Raw genomic sequence first — 15,537 nt, 5'->3', positions numbered from 1 at the left:
CCGCGTCATCCGGAGTCCCCATGAGCCTTGCCGAACTCGAATGCCAGATCCGTCCGGAGCAGGCCGAGCCGCTGGAAGATACGCTGTTCGAGCTGGGCGCGGTCAGCGTCGAGTTGTTCGACGCGGCCGACGAACCGCTGTTCGAACCGCCACTGGGCACCCACCCGCTGTGGTCCACCGTGCGCCTGAAGGCGGTGTTTCCCGACACCACCCGGGCCGATCTCGCGGCCGCCGCCCTGCAACGCCAGGCCGAGGCCCCCGAGGCCATCCAGGTCCAGGCCATCGAGGACCAGGACTGGGTGCGTGCCGGCCTTGACGGGCTGGGGGCCATCCATTGCGGGGGTTCGCTGTGGATCGTCCCGTCCTGGGAGGACGAGCCCGCCATCGAGGAAGGCACCTTTGTGCGTCTGGACCCCGGGCTGGCCTTCGGGACCGGCAACCACCCGACCACCGCCATGTGCCTGGCGGCGCTGGCCCAGCAGCCCCCCGTCGATCAGGACGTGCTCGACTATGGCTGCGGCTCCGGCATCCTCGCCATCGCCGCCCTCAAGCTGGGGGCCCGGCATGCGCTGGGGATCGACATCGACGAACAGGCCGTGCAGGCCACCCGCAGCAATGCCGACGTCAACGCCATCACCCCGGAGCAACTGGACATCGGGCTGACCGATCACCCGGTGCCAGACGCCGGCTACGACCTGGTACTGGCCAACATCCTCGCCAAGCCTCTGATCGACCTCGCCCCGGAACTGGCGCGGGCCGCGAAACCGGGTGCCCGAATCCTGCTGGCGGGCCTGCTGGAACGGCAGGCGGACGAGGTCATCGCGGCCTATTCCGACGCCTTTGACATCGGGGTCGAGGACTGCCGCGAAGGCTGGGCCCTGCTCGGCGGTCGCCGGCGCTAGGCGCGGTCACGCGCCCCAGCGCGCGCGGCCGGCAACGGACCCTCACCCCACGACATGCTGGCCCGCTGCCCCGAATGCCAGGTCACTCACGCCATTGCCCGCGGCGACACCCTGCGCCTGCAGCGGGTGCGCTGCGACAACTGCGGTGCCGAATTCGACCTGTTCCCGAGCCTCGAGATCGGCGGGGCCGGGGCGCCGGTCCGTGGCCGCGGCCTGACGCCGGCCCGTCACCGGCCGGCCGTGCGAATCGATACTCCGCGCCAGGAGGCGGTCCCTCTGAACATCGAGGCCGCCCCCGACGCCACAACCCTTGCTGCGCCCGCGGCCGCCCGCCGCGCGCCCGCGCTGGCCCTGACGGCGGCGCTGCTCGCGCTGCTGGCCCTGCAGCTGCTGCTCGTACCCCCGATTGCCCCAGACGAACACAACACACTCGATCAGGCCCGCGGCGAACTGTGCGCACGGATCCCCTGCCCGGCCTGGCACCCGCTGCGGGCACCGGAGCGCATCCGCACCTCGACACCGGACTTTTTTGCCGCCGCCGATGGCAGCCTGCATCTGCAATTCTCGCTCGAAAGCCCGGTGCAGCAGGCCTGGCCGGTGCTGGACATTCACCTGAGCGACCGCCTGGGGACCGCACTCGGGCGTCTACGCCTGACCCCCGATGACTATGCCGACGCCGGCTCCCTGCTGGCCGCGAACCGGGACACACCGGTACGCGTGACCCTGGCCAACCCGCCCGCGCCGGTGGCCGGCGTCGATATCCGGACCCGCTGAGCCATGCGCGCAGAATCTCCGGACCCGGCACTGATCAGGGCTGCCGAGGCACGCCTGGCGCAGGACCCGGGGCGTATCCTCGGCCTCGAATTCGACGGCCGGCGCTATGTGCTCAAGCGTGTGCGCGAGAAGGCCCGGAGTCGTCGCCAGCAATGGGCGATCCGACTGCTTTGCCGGCTGTTCTTCCCGTTCCTGACCGCGCCCGGCAATGCACCCCCGCGCGACGGCTGGTACGAGATGGAACGGGTGCGCATGCTGGCGTCCGCAGGGCAGAACGTGCCCCGCGTGGTGGCCACGCTTTCCGACGCGGTGATGTACACCCACTGCGGCGAGACCGTGGAACAGCACCTGCGCGCCCGGGACCCGGCCGCGCGGCGGCAAACCCTGCACGCGGTTACCCGCAACCTGGCGGCCTTCCACCGTGCCGGCTACTGGCATGGCGGGGCCCAGCTGCGCAATGTCCTGTTCGATGACGGGCTCTACTACCGGGTGGATTTCGAGGAAGACCTCGAACAGGTCCTGTCGCTGGAACTGGCGCAGGTATATGACCTGTTCCAGCACCTGGCGGACGCGACCGCCTGGGCGCAGCACGAGGACCAGGCCGAGGCACTGGGGCTGGAACTGCTGCAAACCTACCAGGAGCTGCACTGGAGTCCGCGGCAAACGCGGGCACTGCGGGGTGTGGCGCGTCTGCTGGCACCGTTTCGCTGGCTGGGGCACCGGCTGCAGCATGCCCGCAGCCGCGATATACGCCGCAGCGTGGCGATGGCGCGCGTGACCCATGCCGGCTACCGACAGGTCCCGCCATCCTTCTAGGAGCACACGGAGAGCCGAACCCTACCGATCCCGGCACCCCGAGCCCCGACCTGCTAGACTCGCGGGCCTTCCCCGTTCCTCCGTTCCGTGTCCGATGCAGCTTGGCGCCCACCATTTTCCGGATCCCGCCGTATTTCTGGCCCCGATGGCCGGCGTCAGCGACCGCCCGTTCCGGCTGCTGGCGCGGCGTCTGGGGGCGAGTGCGGCGGTCTCGGAAATGGTGACCTCCGACACCCGGCTGTGGTCCAGCGACAAGAGCCGGCACCGGCTCGACCACCGCCAGGAACCGCGGCCGCGCATCGTGCAACTGCTCGGCAACGAGCCCGACGCGCTGGCGGCCGCGGCGCAGGAGAACGTGCTTCGCGGCGCCGACGTGATCGACCTGAACCTGGGCTGTCCGGCGAAGAAGGTCTGCAGCAAGGCGGCCGGGTCCGCGCTGCTCGGCGAACCGGAACGGGTCCGCGATCTGCTGCAGGCACTCACCGCCACGGTGGACGTCCCCGTAACGCTGAAGATGCGCCTGGGTCTGGATCGCGAGCGCATCAACGCCGAGACCATCGCGGCGATCGCACAGGACTGCGGCATCGCGATGCTCACCGTGCACGGCCGCACCCGCGCCGATGGCTACCGCGGCCAGGCCGACTATGCGGCCATCGCGCGCGTAGTACGCGCGGTCTCGATCCCCGTGCTGGCCAATGGCGATATCACCTCCCCCGAGCAGGCCCGGCGGGTACTCGAGACCACCGGCGCCGCCGGGGTGATGATCGGCCGTGCAGCCCAGGGCCAGCCCTGGCTGCCGGGACAGATCCGCGCCGCCCTTGCCGGAGAACCGGTTCCACCTGCGCCGGATCCGGCCGCCCGACTGGCCCTGATCGAGGAACACATCCGCGGGCTGCACGCCCAGTACGGGGAGCCGCAGGGCGTGCGTATCGCGCGCAAGCATCTGGGCTGGTATCTTCTTGGGCTGGGTCTCGACGAGGCCCGCACCCGGGCGGCACGGGCTGAACTTCTCGCCGCCCCTACGGCCAGCGAACAGCTGCGGCGCCTCCGCGCCAACCTGACGGGAATCGCAAGCGAGGCTGCATGAGCACGAACCTGCCACTGCAACGGGAAACGGATGCAGGCGCGACCACGCAGGTCGGCCCGCTGGCGTCGGACTGTGTGCTGGCCGATTCCGTGCGCCGCGCCCTGGACCAGTACTTCCAGACCCTCGACGGCCAGAGCAGCCATGACCTCTACGCGCTGGTGATGAACGAGGTGGAGCGCCCGCTGCTGGCCAGCGTTCTGGAGCGCTGCGGCGGCAACCAGAGCCGCGCCGCCGCCCTGCTCGGGCTCAACCGCGCCACCCTGCGCAAAAAGCTGCGCGCCCACGGGCTGGTGGAACCCAACGGAAACGGGAACGGCGCCGCGACCTGACGTTCGGTTCTGGTCACAGGAAGCCAGGAAGGCCGGAAGAATGACTTCGGTTGCCGACACGGATGCCATTTACGGCCAGCTGGAAAAACCAACAGGTTACTGATGCAGGGCCCGGCCAATGATGGCCCCGAAATGCGCGGCATCACCAGCCAGCCTGCAACCACTCACAGCTTTCCCCTTCCAGTCTTCCCGTCTTCCTGTAGACCGCCCTTCTCTACGCCCCCTGTGTCCTCAGTGGTTCAATCAGTCCCCGGCTAGCCCTTCCAGGCGAGGCGGTTCAGGGCCGTCCGGTGCAGATCGGGCGTGGCCGCCGCCAGGACACTGGTGGTCTCCAGATCCAGCTCGCCACCGGACAGGTTGGTGAAGGTCCCGCCCGCCTCGCGCACGATCACGGCCAGCGCCGCAATATCGAGGATGTTCACGTCCGATTCGATGATCAGGTCGATGCTGCCGCGCGCCAGCAGGTGGTAGTGGTAGAAGTCGCCATAGCCGCGCGTGCGGTTGACCTCGGCCATGATCCCGCCCAGCGCCCTCCAGCCCTCGGCATGCTGCGCCAGGGTCTTCAGGTTGCCGGTAGACAGGGAGGCGCGCGCCAGATCCGTTGTCTTTTCGACCGAGATCGGGTCGCCATTCAGGAACGCACCCTGGTCCTTTTCCGCCCAGGCCCGCTCGCCGAACTGGATGCCGTTGGACAGCCCCAGGATCAGCTCGCCCTTGTACATCAGCGCGATCTGGGTGGAGAAGAACGGATAGCGGCGCACGAAGCTCTTGGTGCCGTCGATCGGGTCGATCAGCCAGACGTAGTCCGAGTCCATGTCCGACTGGCCGGTCTCCTCGCCATAGAAGCCATGATCCGGGAAGCGCTCGCGAATCACCTGGCGGATCGCCTGTTCGCTCTCCACGTCGGCCCGGGTTACCGGGGTATCGTCGGGCTTGGTTTCGACGTCGACACCCGCCTCGTAGTAGTGGCGGATCACCTTCTCGGCGGCATCGGCGGCGGCCTGGGCCGCCTCCATGAACGCACTTTGCGACATGTTCGTGTCCCCTCGACAAAAGCCGCTATCCTACCACGGGCCTCACGCCAGGCCGCCCCGGCCTCGTCCCTCCCGCCCGCGCGGGTTGGTTGTCGTGCCGCGGCCGTGCCCCGATAATGCCGCGATTCTTTCGAGGAGCCCGACATGTCCAAGAAGCTGCCCGACGTCAGCAAGATCGAACGCCTGGAATTGTTTGGGGAGGACTACAACCCCACGGCCACCATCGAGAATCGGGACGGCCAGATCCTGTCGCTGCAGATCTATTACCAGCTGGCCCTGGACTACGGCGGCATCGGACCGAAGGCGGCCAACTCGGGGCTGCTGATGTACGGCAGCCATGCCGATGACGCCCGCGCCAACCCCGGCAAGCACCCCAACATCGATCGTCTGATCGAGGTGCTGAACAACGACTACTACCTGTCGGTGAAGGCGGTTCCGCGGCGCGACACGCAGGCCGGCTAGGGGCTGGACCGGCTCAGACCCGGTTGGCGTAAAGCAGCCGCCAGCCGCGGGTCGGATGCCGATGCAGGCGGGTGCGGCTGGCGTACTCGCACTCGAGCTGGTAAAGGCGATCGTCCGGCACGCCCAGCACCCAGCCGACCAGCGCCCGTATAACCCCCGCGTGCACCACCATCAGCACCCGTTCCGACTGCAGCGGCCGCAAAGCCGCATCGAAACCGGCCTCGACCCGGCGGCGAAAGGCCGCCAGCGGCTCCGCCCCGGCCGGGCGCGCGTGTACCGGGTCGGCATAGAAGGCGCGGTATTCCTCCGGTCGGTCCCGCTGCAGCTCGACCCGGGTGCGGCCCTCCCAGTCGCCAAAACCGATCTCGCGCAGGTCCGGCTCCAGGATCAGCGGCAGGTCCTGGGTGGACGCGTAGTGCTCGGCGAAGGTGCGGCAGCGCCGCAGCGGCGAGCTGACCACGAACTGCCATTCGGACTCGCCGCGAACCGCGCGCTCCATCTGGCCCCAGCCGCGCGCGCTCAGCGGATCATCGCAGCCATGGCCGCGGTAGCGCTGACCACCCTCCGGCTCGCCGTGGCGCAGGAGATCGACAATCACGCGCCGGCCTCCCGCAGGTGGTCCGCCAGCGTTTGCCAGTCGAAGTACGGGCCCGGATCGGTCTTGCGACCGGGAGCGATGTCACTGTGCCCCGCCAGGGCCTGCGGGCCGATCCCCGGGAAATGCGACCGCAGCCACTGGATCAGAGCCGCCAGCGCCGCGTACTGCGCCGGGGTGAAGGGGTGATCATCCGTCCCTTCCAGTTCAATGCCAATCGAAAAGTCGTTGCAGCGTTCCCGCCCATCCCAGCACGACACCCCGGCATGCCAGGCGCGGCGGGAAAACGGCACGTACTGGACCAGATCACCCTCGCGGTCGATCAGCACGTGGGCCGATACCCGCAGCGCCGCGACCTCGGCAAAATATGGATGTGCCGCGGGGTCGAGGCGGTTGCGGAACAGCTCGCTGATGTGGGGGCCCCCGAACTCGCCCGGCGGCAGACTGATCGCGTGCACCACGATCAGCTCCGGCTCCTGACCGGGCGGGCGGGCGTCCTGGTTCGGGCTCTCGACCCGCCGCGCTGGCGGGTACCAGTCCCGCTGCGCGGGGGCCGTGGCGGCGGGCCGGGCGGTCACGGCGCCTCCTCCGGCGGCCGCGCGAGTACGGTGGTCAGGGCCTCGCGCAGCAGCGGCACGCGCGGCGGGGCCTCCAGACGGCCGTGATAGTCGCCGGCGCGAAAGACGAACAGCGCCGGCAGATGAAACACCTCGAACTCCCGTACCAGGGCGGTATCGGTCTCGGCATCCACCACGAACAGGGCGGGTGCGTCTGCCTCGTTCCGCCAATCGGCCAGGACCCGCCCCATCACCTTGCAGGCACCGCAGCCCTGACGCGTAAACAGGATCACCGCCGCCCCGGGGACATCCATCAGGCGCTGGTGAAAATCGAACTGGGTCAGGCGCGGGAGCTGGACCCGTTGCGCAGCCGCCGCTGCGGCCGGCGGTACATTGGTCAATGGATTACCCTCACCGCTGCAGTCTTTATGAATCGGGTTGCGTGGGTTAGTTTACGCGCCCCGCTGCGAAGGAATCGACCGCCCCGGTGTCCGAACTCAACCCGCAACAACAGGCCGCCGTGACCACCACGGACCGCCCCCTGCTGGTACTGGCCGGGGCCGGTTCGGGCAAGACCCGGGTGATCACCGAGAAGATCGCGCATCTGATCGAGCAACGCGGGCTGGACGCGCGCCGGATTGTCGCGATCACCTTTACCAACAAGGCCGCGCGCGAGATGCGCGAGCGCGTCCAGGGACGCCTGTCGAAGGACCAGGCACGCGGGCTCGGCGTCTCCACCTTCCACACCTTCGGGCTGAACTTCCTGCGCCGCGAACTGGCTGCGGCCGGGCTGCGCGCGGGCTTCTCCATCCTCGACCCGGGCGACTGCCGCTCGCTGCTGCGCGAGATCACCTACCGCGACGATACCGGCTCCGAGGTCGATGCCCTGATTGGCCACATCAGCCGCTGGAAGAACGACCTGATGACGCCGGAGGAGGCTCTGCACGAGGCCAGCCAGATGAGCGACACCCCTGAGGCGATCGCCGCGGCCAACCTCTACCCGCGTTACGAGGACGCCCTGCGCGCCTACAACGCGGTGGACTTCGACGACCTGATCAAGCGCCCGGTGGACTGCCTGCGCACGGACGCCGAGCTACGCAACCGCTGGCAGGACCGCATCCGCCACCTGCTGGTGGACGAATACCAGGACACCAACTCCGCGCAGTACCAGCTGGTGCGCCTGCTGGTCGGCGTCAGTGACGGCCTGACGGTGGTCGGCGATGACGACCAGTCGATCTACGCCTGGCGCGGCGCCCGCCCGGAAAACCTCGCGCGCCTGCAGCAGGACTTCCCGCGCCTGGAGGTGATCAAGCTGGAGCAGAACTACCGCTCCACTAACCGCATCCTGCACACCGCGAACGCGCTGATCGCCAACAACCCGCATGTGTTCGAGAAACGCCTGTGGAGCGCGCTCGGCGAGGGCGAGAAGATCGAGGTCATCGGCTGCTCCGACGCCGACACCGAGGCCGCGCGCGTGGTCTCCGAGCTGATGCGCCGGCGCTTCCGCCTGAACGCGGGCTGGGGCGACTTCGCGATCCTCTACCGCAGCAACCACCAGTCCAGGCTGTTCGAGAAGCTCCTGCGCGAGCAGGGCATCCCCTATCGGCTGAGCGGCGGGCAGTCGTTCTTCGAGAAGGCCGAGATCAAGGACCTGGTCGCCTACCTGCGCCTGCTCGCCAACCCGGACGACAACACCGCCTTTCTGCGCGTGGTCAACGTGCCGCGGCGCGAGATCGGCCCGGCGACGCTGGAGAAGCTGGGGCACTACGCCAACCAGCGCGGCACCTCGCTGCTGCAGGCCGCGCGCGGGGTCGGCCTGTCCGAGTACATGGACGCCCGCGCACAGGCACGCCTGGAGCGCTTTACCGACTGGGTCGACGGCTTCCAGCGCCGCGGCGCGGAGGAGGCCCCGGACGCCCTGCTGCGTGCCCTGGTCGAGGACATCGACTACGAGTCCTGGCTGCTGGAGAACAGCCCCAACCCGCGGGCCGCGACCCGGCGCATGGAGAACGTGCGCGAGTTCATCGACTGGGTCGGGCGCATGGGCGGCGGCAACACCACCGCCGAATACGGCGATGACCAGGCGGACGACGAGCAGACCATGGACCTGGCCGATATCGTCAACCGCATCAGCCTGATGGACATCCTCGACCGCAACCGCGATGCCCAGGACGGCGGCGAGTCGGTGCAGCTCCTGACCCTGCACACCGCCAAGGGCCTGGAGTTTCCGCATGTCTGCCTGGTCGGCTTCGAGGAGGAGCTGCTACCGCACCGGGTCAGCGTGGAGGACGATTCCATCGAGGAGGAGCGCCGCCTGGCCTATGTCGGCCTGACCCGCGCCCGACAGACCCTGCTGATCACCTACGCCCAGCAACGCAGCCGGTACGGCGAGAGCATCGAATGCGAACCCTCGCGCTTCCTGGACGAGCTACCCGAGGAACACCTCGAATGGCCGGACGCCCGGCCGCCGGACCCCGAGACCCAGAAGCTCACCGCCCAGGCCCACCTGGCCGGCCTCAAGGCCATGCTGGAAAAATAGCGGACCAGCGGGCCCGGGAGCCTTCCGTGTTGAGGACGGATCAGCTGCGGACGATGGAGGACGGCGCACCGACTACAGACGGAAGCGCGCGGTCAGCTCCTGCAGCTGGGCCGCCAGCCGCGCCAGTTCCTCGGTGGCCGCAGTCGTGTTTTCCGACGCGCGCGAGGTCTCCTCGGCCACATCGCGAATATTCGTCACACCCTCGTCGATATGCGAGGCGGTCGCACTCTGCTCTTCGGCGGCGCCGGCGATCTGGTGATTGACGTCGGTGATCTGGTCCACCGATGCCTTGATGCCGGAGAAGGCCTCTTCGGCCCCCCGAGCGTCCGCGACCGTGGTCGATACCCGTTCCATACCGACCGCCATCGATTTCGACGACTGCCCTGCGCGGTCCTGCAGCTTGGTGATGATTTCCTGGATCTCTTCGGTGGAGTGCTGGGTGCGGCTCGCCAGTGTCCGCACTTCGTCGGCCACCACCGCAAAACCACGTCCCTGCTCGCCGGCCCGCGCCGCCTCGATCGCCGCGTTCAGCGCCAGCAGATTGGTCTGTTCCGCCACACCCTTGATGACATCAAGCACCACCGTGATGTTCTCGACATCCGCCTGCAGGGCCTGCACCGATTCGGAGGTCTCGCCCACGGAGGTCTCGAGCGAACGGATGGACTGCACGGTCTTCTGCAGCGCCGACTGACCTGCATCGATATCCTTCTTCGCGCTGTCCGCCGAAGCCGCCGCGCCCTAGGCACTACTGGCCACTTCACGGGTGGTCTGCGTCATCTCGTTCATCGCGGTGGCGATCTGTTCGATCTCCTGGTGCTGCCGGCGCATACCCGAGTCGGTCTGCTGGGTGGTCGCGGAAACCTGCTCCGCCGCGGAGGCCACCTGACGCGTCGCATCGTTGATCGCCTCGATCATCGACCGCAGCTGCGTGAGCATGGCCTGCATTGCATGGGACAGACGCCCGGTTTCGTCATTGCGAGTCGTGTCCGCCAGTTCCTGGCTGAGGTCGCCCTGAGCAATGGCATCGGCTGCGCTGACCGCACGCAGCAATGGCGCAAACGAACGCTGGGTGTACCAGTAGATCAGGATAGCGAGGGCCAGCAGCACGATGACCGAACTGGCGACGGCAATACGGTTGATGACGGCCTGGCGGCCGAAACTCTCGGTAAAGTCGCTCACGCTGACGAAATGCGCGAGGGCCTCGCCATCTGGCGCACGCACCGGGTGGGTCACGACCGAATAGGCACGCTCATCGCCCAAGGCGCGAGCCACGCGCTGCTCACCCAGTGCGGGCAGGTCCAGCTCGATACGGTCGAGCAACCGATTTTCTTCCGGGTCGTAGGAACGGTGTTCCACGTTGCCACGACCGTCGAGCAGCAGATTGAGGGAGCCATCCGCGGCCGCCATCTCTGCCAGCGGGGCATCCATGTGGCGCATGAACACAGTGGCGCCGACGACCTGACCGCGGTCATACATCGGGAACACCAGGGTCGAGACCAGGGTCCCGTCCTCGTCGCGCTGTACCCCGCGCATCACGTTGCGCTCCTCGAGCACGGCCCTCACCAGTGGCTTGGTGGTCCTTCCGGAAAAGTCGCCGGTGGTGGAAAACAGGATGCGGGCGTCGCCATCGACCACCTGCATGCCGGTGAGGGTCCCGGAGGAACTCAGCCGGTTGAAGGTCGGGCGAGCTTCGTCCTGCAGCGCCTGGCGGTCGCCTTCGTAGAGCGCGGCGATGGCGCCACGGTTGCGGGTCATGCTCTGCACGCCTGCCTCCATGCGCTCCATCTCGGTGGCGATGATTCGGTCCCAGAGCTGCGCCTTGCTGGCGAGCATCAGGTCCTCGAACCGTGTCTCCGAAACGTCCTGGGCAACCCGCGCCAGCCCGATCAGGACAATCGATGCCAGCAGCAGAGCCCCCAGGGCCAGCAAGGTCAGACGAAGCTTCAGAGACATGTTTCCCCCGCGCGATATTGTTTTTTTCGATCTGGCAGGCCTGTCGGGCGGTGATGAAGGGATCAGCACCCGACAGGTCTTTTAGCGGCTTTTCCGGGGATTACTTGAGATCACTCGACCGGGTAGCCGGCGTCCTGCCAGGAGGGGAAGCCCAGACGGTAGTAATGGACGTTGGTGAAACCCCACTCCACCGCGCGCTCGGCGGCCACGGAGGTACGCCAGCAAGGGGTGCTGTTGCAGTAGAGCACGACCTTGGCGTCCTTGGAGCCGATGAACTCCAGCAGCGACGCCTCGGTGAAATCGCTATCCGCCTGGTCGCGATGGACCACCAGATTGATCGCGCCGGGGATCCGGCCGGCCTCGTAGTCGGACGCCACACGGACATCCACAAACGGCACACGCTGATCGAACAGGGCGCGGGCCTCCTGCGGTCCGGCGTAGGTCGTGCCGTCGACGCGCTCGGGCGAGGCGTAGTCAGCTAGCAGGGCTAGCGGAAACAGAAAGGCCAGCACAACGGCAAAACGGAAAAGCGGAAAAGCTGAAAAGCGGGCGAAATACAGTCATGGTTACAACTCCTGATGGAAACGGGATGCGCGCACAACGTGATAAAAATCACGCTTTGCACTTACAGATAACCAGAGTATTCGCCACCTGGCAAGATTTTTGTTGTCGGTTTTTTTTACACAACGATTCGCTTTATGAAGGGGTTCACCAGTACCGGGCACCAACTTCGTGCACCCTAACGCCCCAGAACGGCGCAGTACGCCCGACCCTCAGGGGCCGCCAGGCGGCAACGATCAAACGGCTCGTCAGGGGGCGGTGGCGGCTCGCGCTCCGGCACGGTGAAGTGCCCCGCCGGGCGCGCCGGTCAGGACGCCTTACCTCAGGAGTTTCAGGCCCACGCGGGTGATGCGGGGGCCGTCCATTTCCCGGATGACCAGGCGCATCGGCCCGAGGTCGACGGCATCCCCCACCACCGGTTCGGCCTGGAGTTCGCGGCGCAGGTAGGCCTCCAGGGTCTCGCCCTGGCGCTCCGGCGGGACCGGGGCACCGTAGGCCATGCCGACCGCGCCCAACTGCGCCCCGCCGTTGAGCGCGAATTCCCCGAACACGCTGCGTTCGGTCAGGCGCTCCGGCACCTCGTCCTGCGGCACGAACAGGCGATCCAGATCGTGCAGGTCAGCCGGCGCGACCATGATGTAGAGGTGGTCGCCGGCATGCAGATCCAGCATCTCCAGGGTCTCCAGCAGCCTGCCGTCGCGCAGGTGGGCCACGACGCGCGCGGTCCCCGGCAGGCGAAAGTTCGACCATGCCTCGCGCACCACCGGTGTGGTCTCGGCCAGGCGATAGCCCACCAGCTCCATCTCCTGCTGGCCGGGGATATCCAGTTCGGTGCGCTGGACCCGGGCGGTCGTCGGCGGCAGCTCCAGGCCCAGCCAGCGCGCCGACGGGGCGACGGTCCAGCCCTGTACCAGCAGCGAAATCAGCACCACGAAGAACACCACGTGGAAGAAATATTCCGCCAGCTCCAGCCCGGCCAGGAGCGGGAACAGCGCCAGGATGATGGGGACCGCACCGCGCAGCCCGACCCAGGCGATGAACAGCTGTTCGCGCCAGGGAAAGTGGAAGGGGTACAGGCAGATCCAGACGGCCAGTGGCCGCGCAAGCAGGATCAGAACGGCCGCGACCAGGCCGGCATCCAGCGCCACCGGCGGCAGGTCCGAGGGGGTCACGATCATGCCCAGCATCAGGAACATGCCGATCTGTGCCAGCGACGCGATGCCATCGTGGAAGCGCTTGATGTTCTGCGAGGCCTCCAGCGGGCGGTTGCCCAGCAGCAGGCCGGCCAGGTACACCGCGAGGAAGCCGGAGCCCCCGACCAGCCCGGTCAGGCCGAAGATCGCCAGCGCCCCCGCCATCGCGAACAGGGGGTACAGTCCCGCCGCCATCGGCACCCGGTTGATCAGCGCCAGCAGCGCCAGACCTCCCCCGACCCCAAGCACCGCGCCCAGGCCCATCTGCTGCACAAATTCGATCAGCACCACCAGGCCGAAATCACGCTCGGGCATCAGCAGCAGTTCGATCAGGACGATGGTCAGGAAGATCGCCATCGGATCGTTGGAGCCGGACTCGATCTCCAGCGTGGCGCCGACGCGGCTTTTCAGCTCCAGCCCGCGCGAGCGCAGCAGGGAGAACACGGCGGCGGCATCGGTGGAGCCCACGATCGCCCCCAGCAGCAGGCCTTCCAGCCAAGACAGCCCCAGCCACCACACGGCGAACAGCCCGGTCAGGCCGGAGGTCACGAGCACTCCGACGGTAGCCAGCCCCAGCGCCGGCTTCAGCCCGATCCGGAAATTGCGGGCCGGTGTGCGCATCCCGCCGTCGAACAGGATGATCGCCAGGGCGGCCGAGCCGACCAGATACGCAAGGGTGATATTCTCGAAGACCAGACCGCCCGGGCCTTCCGGGCCCAGCAGCATCCCGATCACGAGGAACACCAGCAGCAGGGGCACCCCCAGCCGCGAGGTGATCACGCTCGACAGGATGCTCCCCAGCAACACGATCGCGGCCAGGAAGATGATCTGGTTGGAGAGGTCCATGCACCAATCATACCGGAACACCATTGCCCCTCGAGGACGGTCATCCAACCGCAGGATGCGGGCGTGGCTGGCCGCGGCGGCCCTTGGTTTGGCGGCTGCAGGCCCGACCGCCGGTGCGGAAACCGGCGTGGATGCCCTGCACTTCGAGTTCGAGAACGACCTGTTTGCCGGCGAGGACCGCTACTACACCAACGGCGTTCGCATCGGCTGGACCCGCAGCGGGGAAAAGGTCCCCTCGTGGCTGCGAAGCGTGGCCGACTTCCTGCCCTATTTTGTGGAGCGCGAGGAGCGTGGAAGGCTGAAATCCGCCATCCACCTGGGCCAGAACATGTACACACCGGAGGACATCGAGCGCTCGCCCGCGGACCCGGACGACCGCCCCTACGCGGGCTGGCTGTACCTGAACTTCAGCCTGGCCGAGGAGCACGGCGACCGCCTGGACCGACTGCAGGTCACCCTCGGCACCGTGGGGCCGGCCTCCCTGGCGGATCGCACCCAGAAAGAGGTCCACAGCTGGTCCAGCGCGCCGCAACCCCAGGGCTGGGACGACCAGATTGGCAACGAACCGACCCTGATGGTGGGCTACGAGCGCCAGCTACGGGGCTACACGCGGCATGCCGCGAGCGGTTGGGGCTGGGATCTGACCCCGCACTGGGGCACGACCGTCGGCAGCCCGTTCACCTTCGCCAACGCCGGGGCGATCATGCGGGCCGGGCGCAACCTCCCGCGCGACTACGGCCCGACACGGGTCAACCCTGCCCTGTCCGGCTCGCATACCTTCGAACCGACCAGCAGGGTTGGCGGCTATTTCTTCGCCGGGGTCGACACCCGCCTGATGGCCTACGACCTGTTTCTCGACGGCCCGCTGTTCCGCGACGGCCCCTCGGTGGACAAGCACCCGCTGGTCGGCGAGCTCACCGCCGGCGCGGTCTTTCATGTGGGCGGCGTGCGGGTCGGCTACACCCACGTGTGGCGCTCGCGCGAGTTCAGCGGCCAGGCCAAGGGCGCGGCCGAGTTCGGCTCGCTGCATGCCACCTGGCAGTTCTGACCGCGCCCGCGGGCGGCTTCAGAACACCGCCGCCTCGACATCCGGGTACGTGGTCGCCACCGAACGGTCGATCTTGTCCTCGAACCCCGGATAGGCCTCGACCAGGTCGCCCATCCGCTCGCGCACCAGGGGCACGGTCTCGAAGTCAGCCAGTCCCTGTTCCACGCCCTCCTCGATGGCATCCCACAGCGTGACCAGATAGCGCTGCAGCCGCTCCAGGGTGGCGGCATCCTCGATCCGGCCGTGACCGGGAACCACCACGGTTGGTCGCAACGCGATCAGCTCGTCCAGAAGATCGATCCACCGCGCGACATCGCCATCCCACACCGAGGGTGCGCGATCGCTGTAGACCACGTCCCCGGCCAGCAGGACGCGCTGCCGTGGCAGCCATACACTCAGGTCACCCGGCGAATGGGCGCCCGCGGACGGGATGATCACGACCTCTAGGGAGACGCTGATTTAATCGCACGTCCGCGCTCGAGTCGCTTTTGCGTGCGAACAAGGCGCGGTGACTGCCGTGCAGTCATTCTGCACAAGGGAACCGCAACGCAGTGCGCGCGCAAAAGCGGCCGAGCCCCTGCTTTCAATGGCTTGTGGGGTTGGTGCCCCCTGTTCCCCGATCCTGCGTTGCGCCGCTTGCGGGTAGAACCACTACCCGCTGCACGACGCGCCTTGTCTCGGAAAACAGGGGGCACCAACGCGGACGTGCGATTAAATCAGCGTCTCCCTAGCCCGCCCAGGTCACGGGTAACGCGCTCGTCCACGGACGTATCCGGCAGGCGCAGCACGGAGTCACCGGTCGCCCCCTCGGTCATCTCGCGGAAGTTCTCGACCCAGCCCT

General features: G+C 67.9%; 15 protein-coding genes and 3 pseudogenes. 8 read left to right on the top strand and 10 right to left on the bottom strand.

What is annotated here, in order from left to right; genetic code table 11:
* Nucleotides 1-20: 20 nt before the first annotated feature.
* The 5 genes from prmA to D000_RS0108800 all read left to right on the top strand — a co-directional run bounded on the left by prmA (nucleotide 21) and on the right by D000_RS0108800 (nucleotide 3,908).
* The gene (gene prmA / locus D000_RS0108820) at nucleotides 21-902 is read left to right on the top strand and encodes a 50S ribosomal protein L11 methyltransferase (protein ID WP_018873169.1); all 882 of its coding nucleotides are present in this window, start codon (nucleotides 21-23) and stop codon (nucleotides 900-902) included.
* Between the two features lie 54 nt (nucleotides 903-956).
* Nucleotides 957-1,676, top strand: coding sequence for a DUF3426 domain-containing protein (locus D000_RS0108815; protein WP_018873168.1), 720 nt, complete (start codon nucleotides 957-959; stop codon nucleotides 1,674-1,676).
* A 3-nt stretch (nucleotides 1,677-1,679) separates the two neighbouring features.
* On the top strand, nucleotides 1,680-2,492 hold the full coding sequence (locus D000_RS0108810) for a hypothetical protein (RefSeq protein WP_018873167.1): 813 nt from the start codon (nucleotides 1,680-1,682) through the stop codon (nucleotides 2,490-2,492).
* Nucleotides 2,493-2,586: 94 nt separating this feature from the next.
* Entirely contained in the window at nucleotides 2,587-3,579 is a 993-nt protein-coding gene (gene dusB / locus D000_RS0108805; RefSeq protein ID WP_018873166.1) for a tRNA dihydrouridine synthase DusB, read from the top strand.
* Nucleotides 3,576-3,908 (top strand): helix-turn-helix domain-containing protein, encoded by a 333-nt coding sequence (locus D000_RS0108800; protein WP_018873165.1) that lies wholly within the window; start codon nucleotides 3,576-3,578, stop codon nucleotides 3,906-3,908. The genes dusB and D000_RS0108800 overlap by 4 nt, the downstream gene beginning before the upstream one ends.
* 254 nt (nucleotides 3,909-4,162) lie before the next feature.
* Here D000_RS0108800 and D000_RS0108795 read toward each other — a convergent pair whose 3' ends face one another.
* Nucleotides 4,163-4,924, bottom strand: a complete 762-nt coding sequence (locus D000_RS0108795; protein WP_018873164.1) for an inositol monophosphatase family protein — start codon at nucleotides 4,922-4,924, stop codon at nucleotides 4,163-4,165.
* A gap of 162 nt (nucleotides 4,925-5,086) precedes the next feature.
* Here D000_RS0108795 and D000_RS0108790 point away from each other — a divergent pair, with 162 nt between their 5' ends.
* On the top strand, nucleotides 5,087-5,404 hold the full coding sequence (locus D000_RS0108790; protein WP_018873163.1) for a DUF2322 family protein: 318 nt from the start codon (nucleotides 5,087-5,089) through the stop codon (nucleotides 5,402-5,404).
* Nucleotides 5,405-5,417: 13 nt separating this feature from the next.
* Here D000_RS0108790 and D000_RS0108785 read toward each other — a convergent pair whose 3' ends face one another.
* From D000_RS0108785 to D000_RS0108775, 3 genes are read right to left on the bottom strand one after another with little or no spacing between them, the layout of a single operon-like run.
* The gene (locus tag D000_RS0108785; RefSeq protein ID WP_018873162.1) at nucleotides 5,418-6,002 is read right to left on the bottom strand and encodes a histidine phosphatase family protein; all 585 of its coding nucleotides are present in this window, start codon (nucleotides 6,000-6,002) and stop codon (nucleotides 5,418-5,420) included.
* Entirely contained in the window at nucleotides 5,999-6,577 is a 579-nt protein-coding gene (gene ampD, locus D000_RS0108780) for a 1,6-anhydro-N-acetylmuramyl-L-alanine amidase AmpD (RefSeq protein WP_018873161.1), read from the bottom strand. Before ampD ends, D000_RS0108785 begins: the two co-directional genes overlap by 4 nt.
* On the bottom strand, nucleotides 6,574-6,957 hold the full coding sequence (locus D000_RS0108775) for a thioredoxin family protein (protein WP_018873160.1): 384 nt from the start codon (nucleotides 6,955-6,957) through the stop codon (nucleotides 6,574-6,576). The genes ampD and D000_RS0108775 overlap by 4 nt, the downstream gene beginning before the upstream one ends.
* 86 nt (nucleotides 6,958-7,043) lie before the next feature.
* Here D000_RS0108775 and D000_RS0108770 point away from each other — a divergent pair, with 86 nt between their 5' ends.
* Nucleotides 7,044-9,095, top strand: a complete 2,052-nt coding sequence (locus D000_RS0108770; RefSeq protein WP_018873159.1) for a UvrD-helicase domain-containing protein — start codon at nucleotides 7,044-7,046, stop codon at nucleotides 9,093-9,095.
* Nucleotides 9,096-9,167: 72 nt separating this feature from the next.
* On the opposite strand, the pseudogene D000_RS14395 reads toward D000_RS0108770, so the two are convergent.
* The 4 genes and pseudogenes from D000_RS14395 to D000_RS0108750 form a co-directional block, all read right to left on the bottom strand.
* Nucleotides 9,168-9,809: pseudogene (locus D000_RS14395) on the bottom strand (methyl-accepting chemotaxis protein); the annotation flags it as partial.
* Nucleotides 9,810-9,833: 24 nt separating this feature from the next.
* Nucleotides 9,834-11,048: a methyl-accepting chemotaxis protein gene (locus D000_RS14390; RefSeq protein WP_018873157.1), complete on the bottom strand. Its 1,215-nt coding sequence runs from the start codon at nucleotides 11,046-11,048 to the stop codon at nucleotides 9,834-9,836.
* A 110-nt stretch (nucleotides 11,049-11,158) separates the two neighbouring features.
* Entirely contained in the window at nucleotides 11,159-11,560 is a 402-nt protein-coding gene (locus D000_RS0108755; protein ID WP_018873156.1) for a rhodanese-like domain-containing protein, read from the bottom strand.
* Between the two features lie 366 nt (nucleotides 11,561-11,926).
* Nucleotides 11,927-13,648, bottom strand: coding sequence for a potassium/proton antiporter (locus D000_RS0108750; protein ID WP_038047691.1), 1,722 nt, complete (start codon nucleotides 13,646-13,648; stop codon nucleotides 11,927-11,929).
* Here D000_RS0108750 and D000_RS0108745 point away from each other — a divergent pair.
* Nucleotides 13,647-14,696 (top strand): lipid A deacylase LpxR family protein, encoded by a 1,050-nt coding sequence (locus D000_RS0108745; RefSeq protein WP_026279872.1) that lies wholly within the window; start codon nucleotides 13,647-13,649, stop codon nucleotides 14,694-14,696. The genes D000_RS0108750 and D000_RS0108745 overlap by 2 nt on opposite strands.
* A gap of 18 nt (nucleotides 14,697-14,714) precedes the next feature.
* On the opposite strand, the pseudogene D000_RS13470 reads toward D000_RS0108745, so the two are convergent.
* Together D000_RS13470 and D000_RS14200 are read right to left on the bottom strand one after the other, a co-directional pair.
* Nucleotides 14,715-15,140 (bottom strand): annotated as a pseudogene (locus tag D000_RS13470) (MBL fold metallo-hydrolase); the annotation flags it as partial.
* 287 nt (nucleotides 15,141-15,427) lie between these two features.
* Nucleotides 15,428-15,537, bottom strand: a pseudogene (locus D000_RS14200) (MBL fold metallo-hydrolase); the annotation flags it as partial.

It is taken from the genome of Thioalkalivibrio sp. ALJ16 (assembly GCF_000377345.1).
Lineage (GTDB): Bacteria > Pseudomonadota > Gammaproteobacteria > Ectothiorhodospirales > Ectothiorhodospiraceae > Thioalkalivibrio.
Note: the sequence above shows the minus strand (reverse complement) of the source record. Positions and strands in the feature narration are given on the sequence as shown.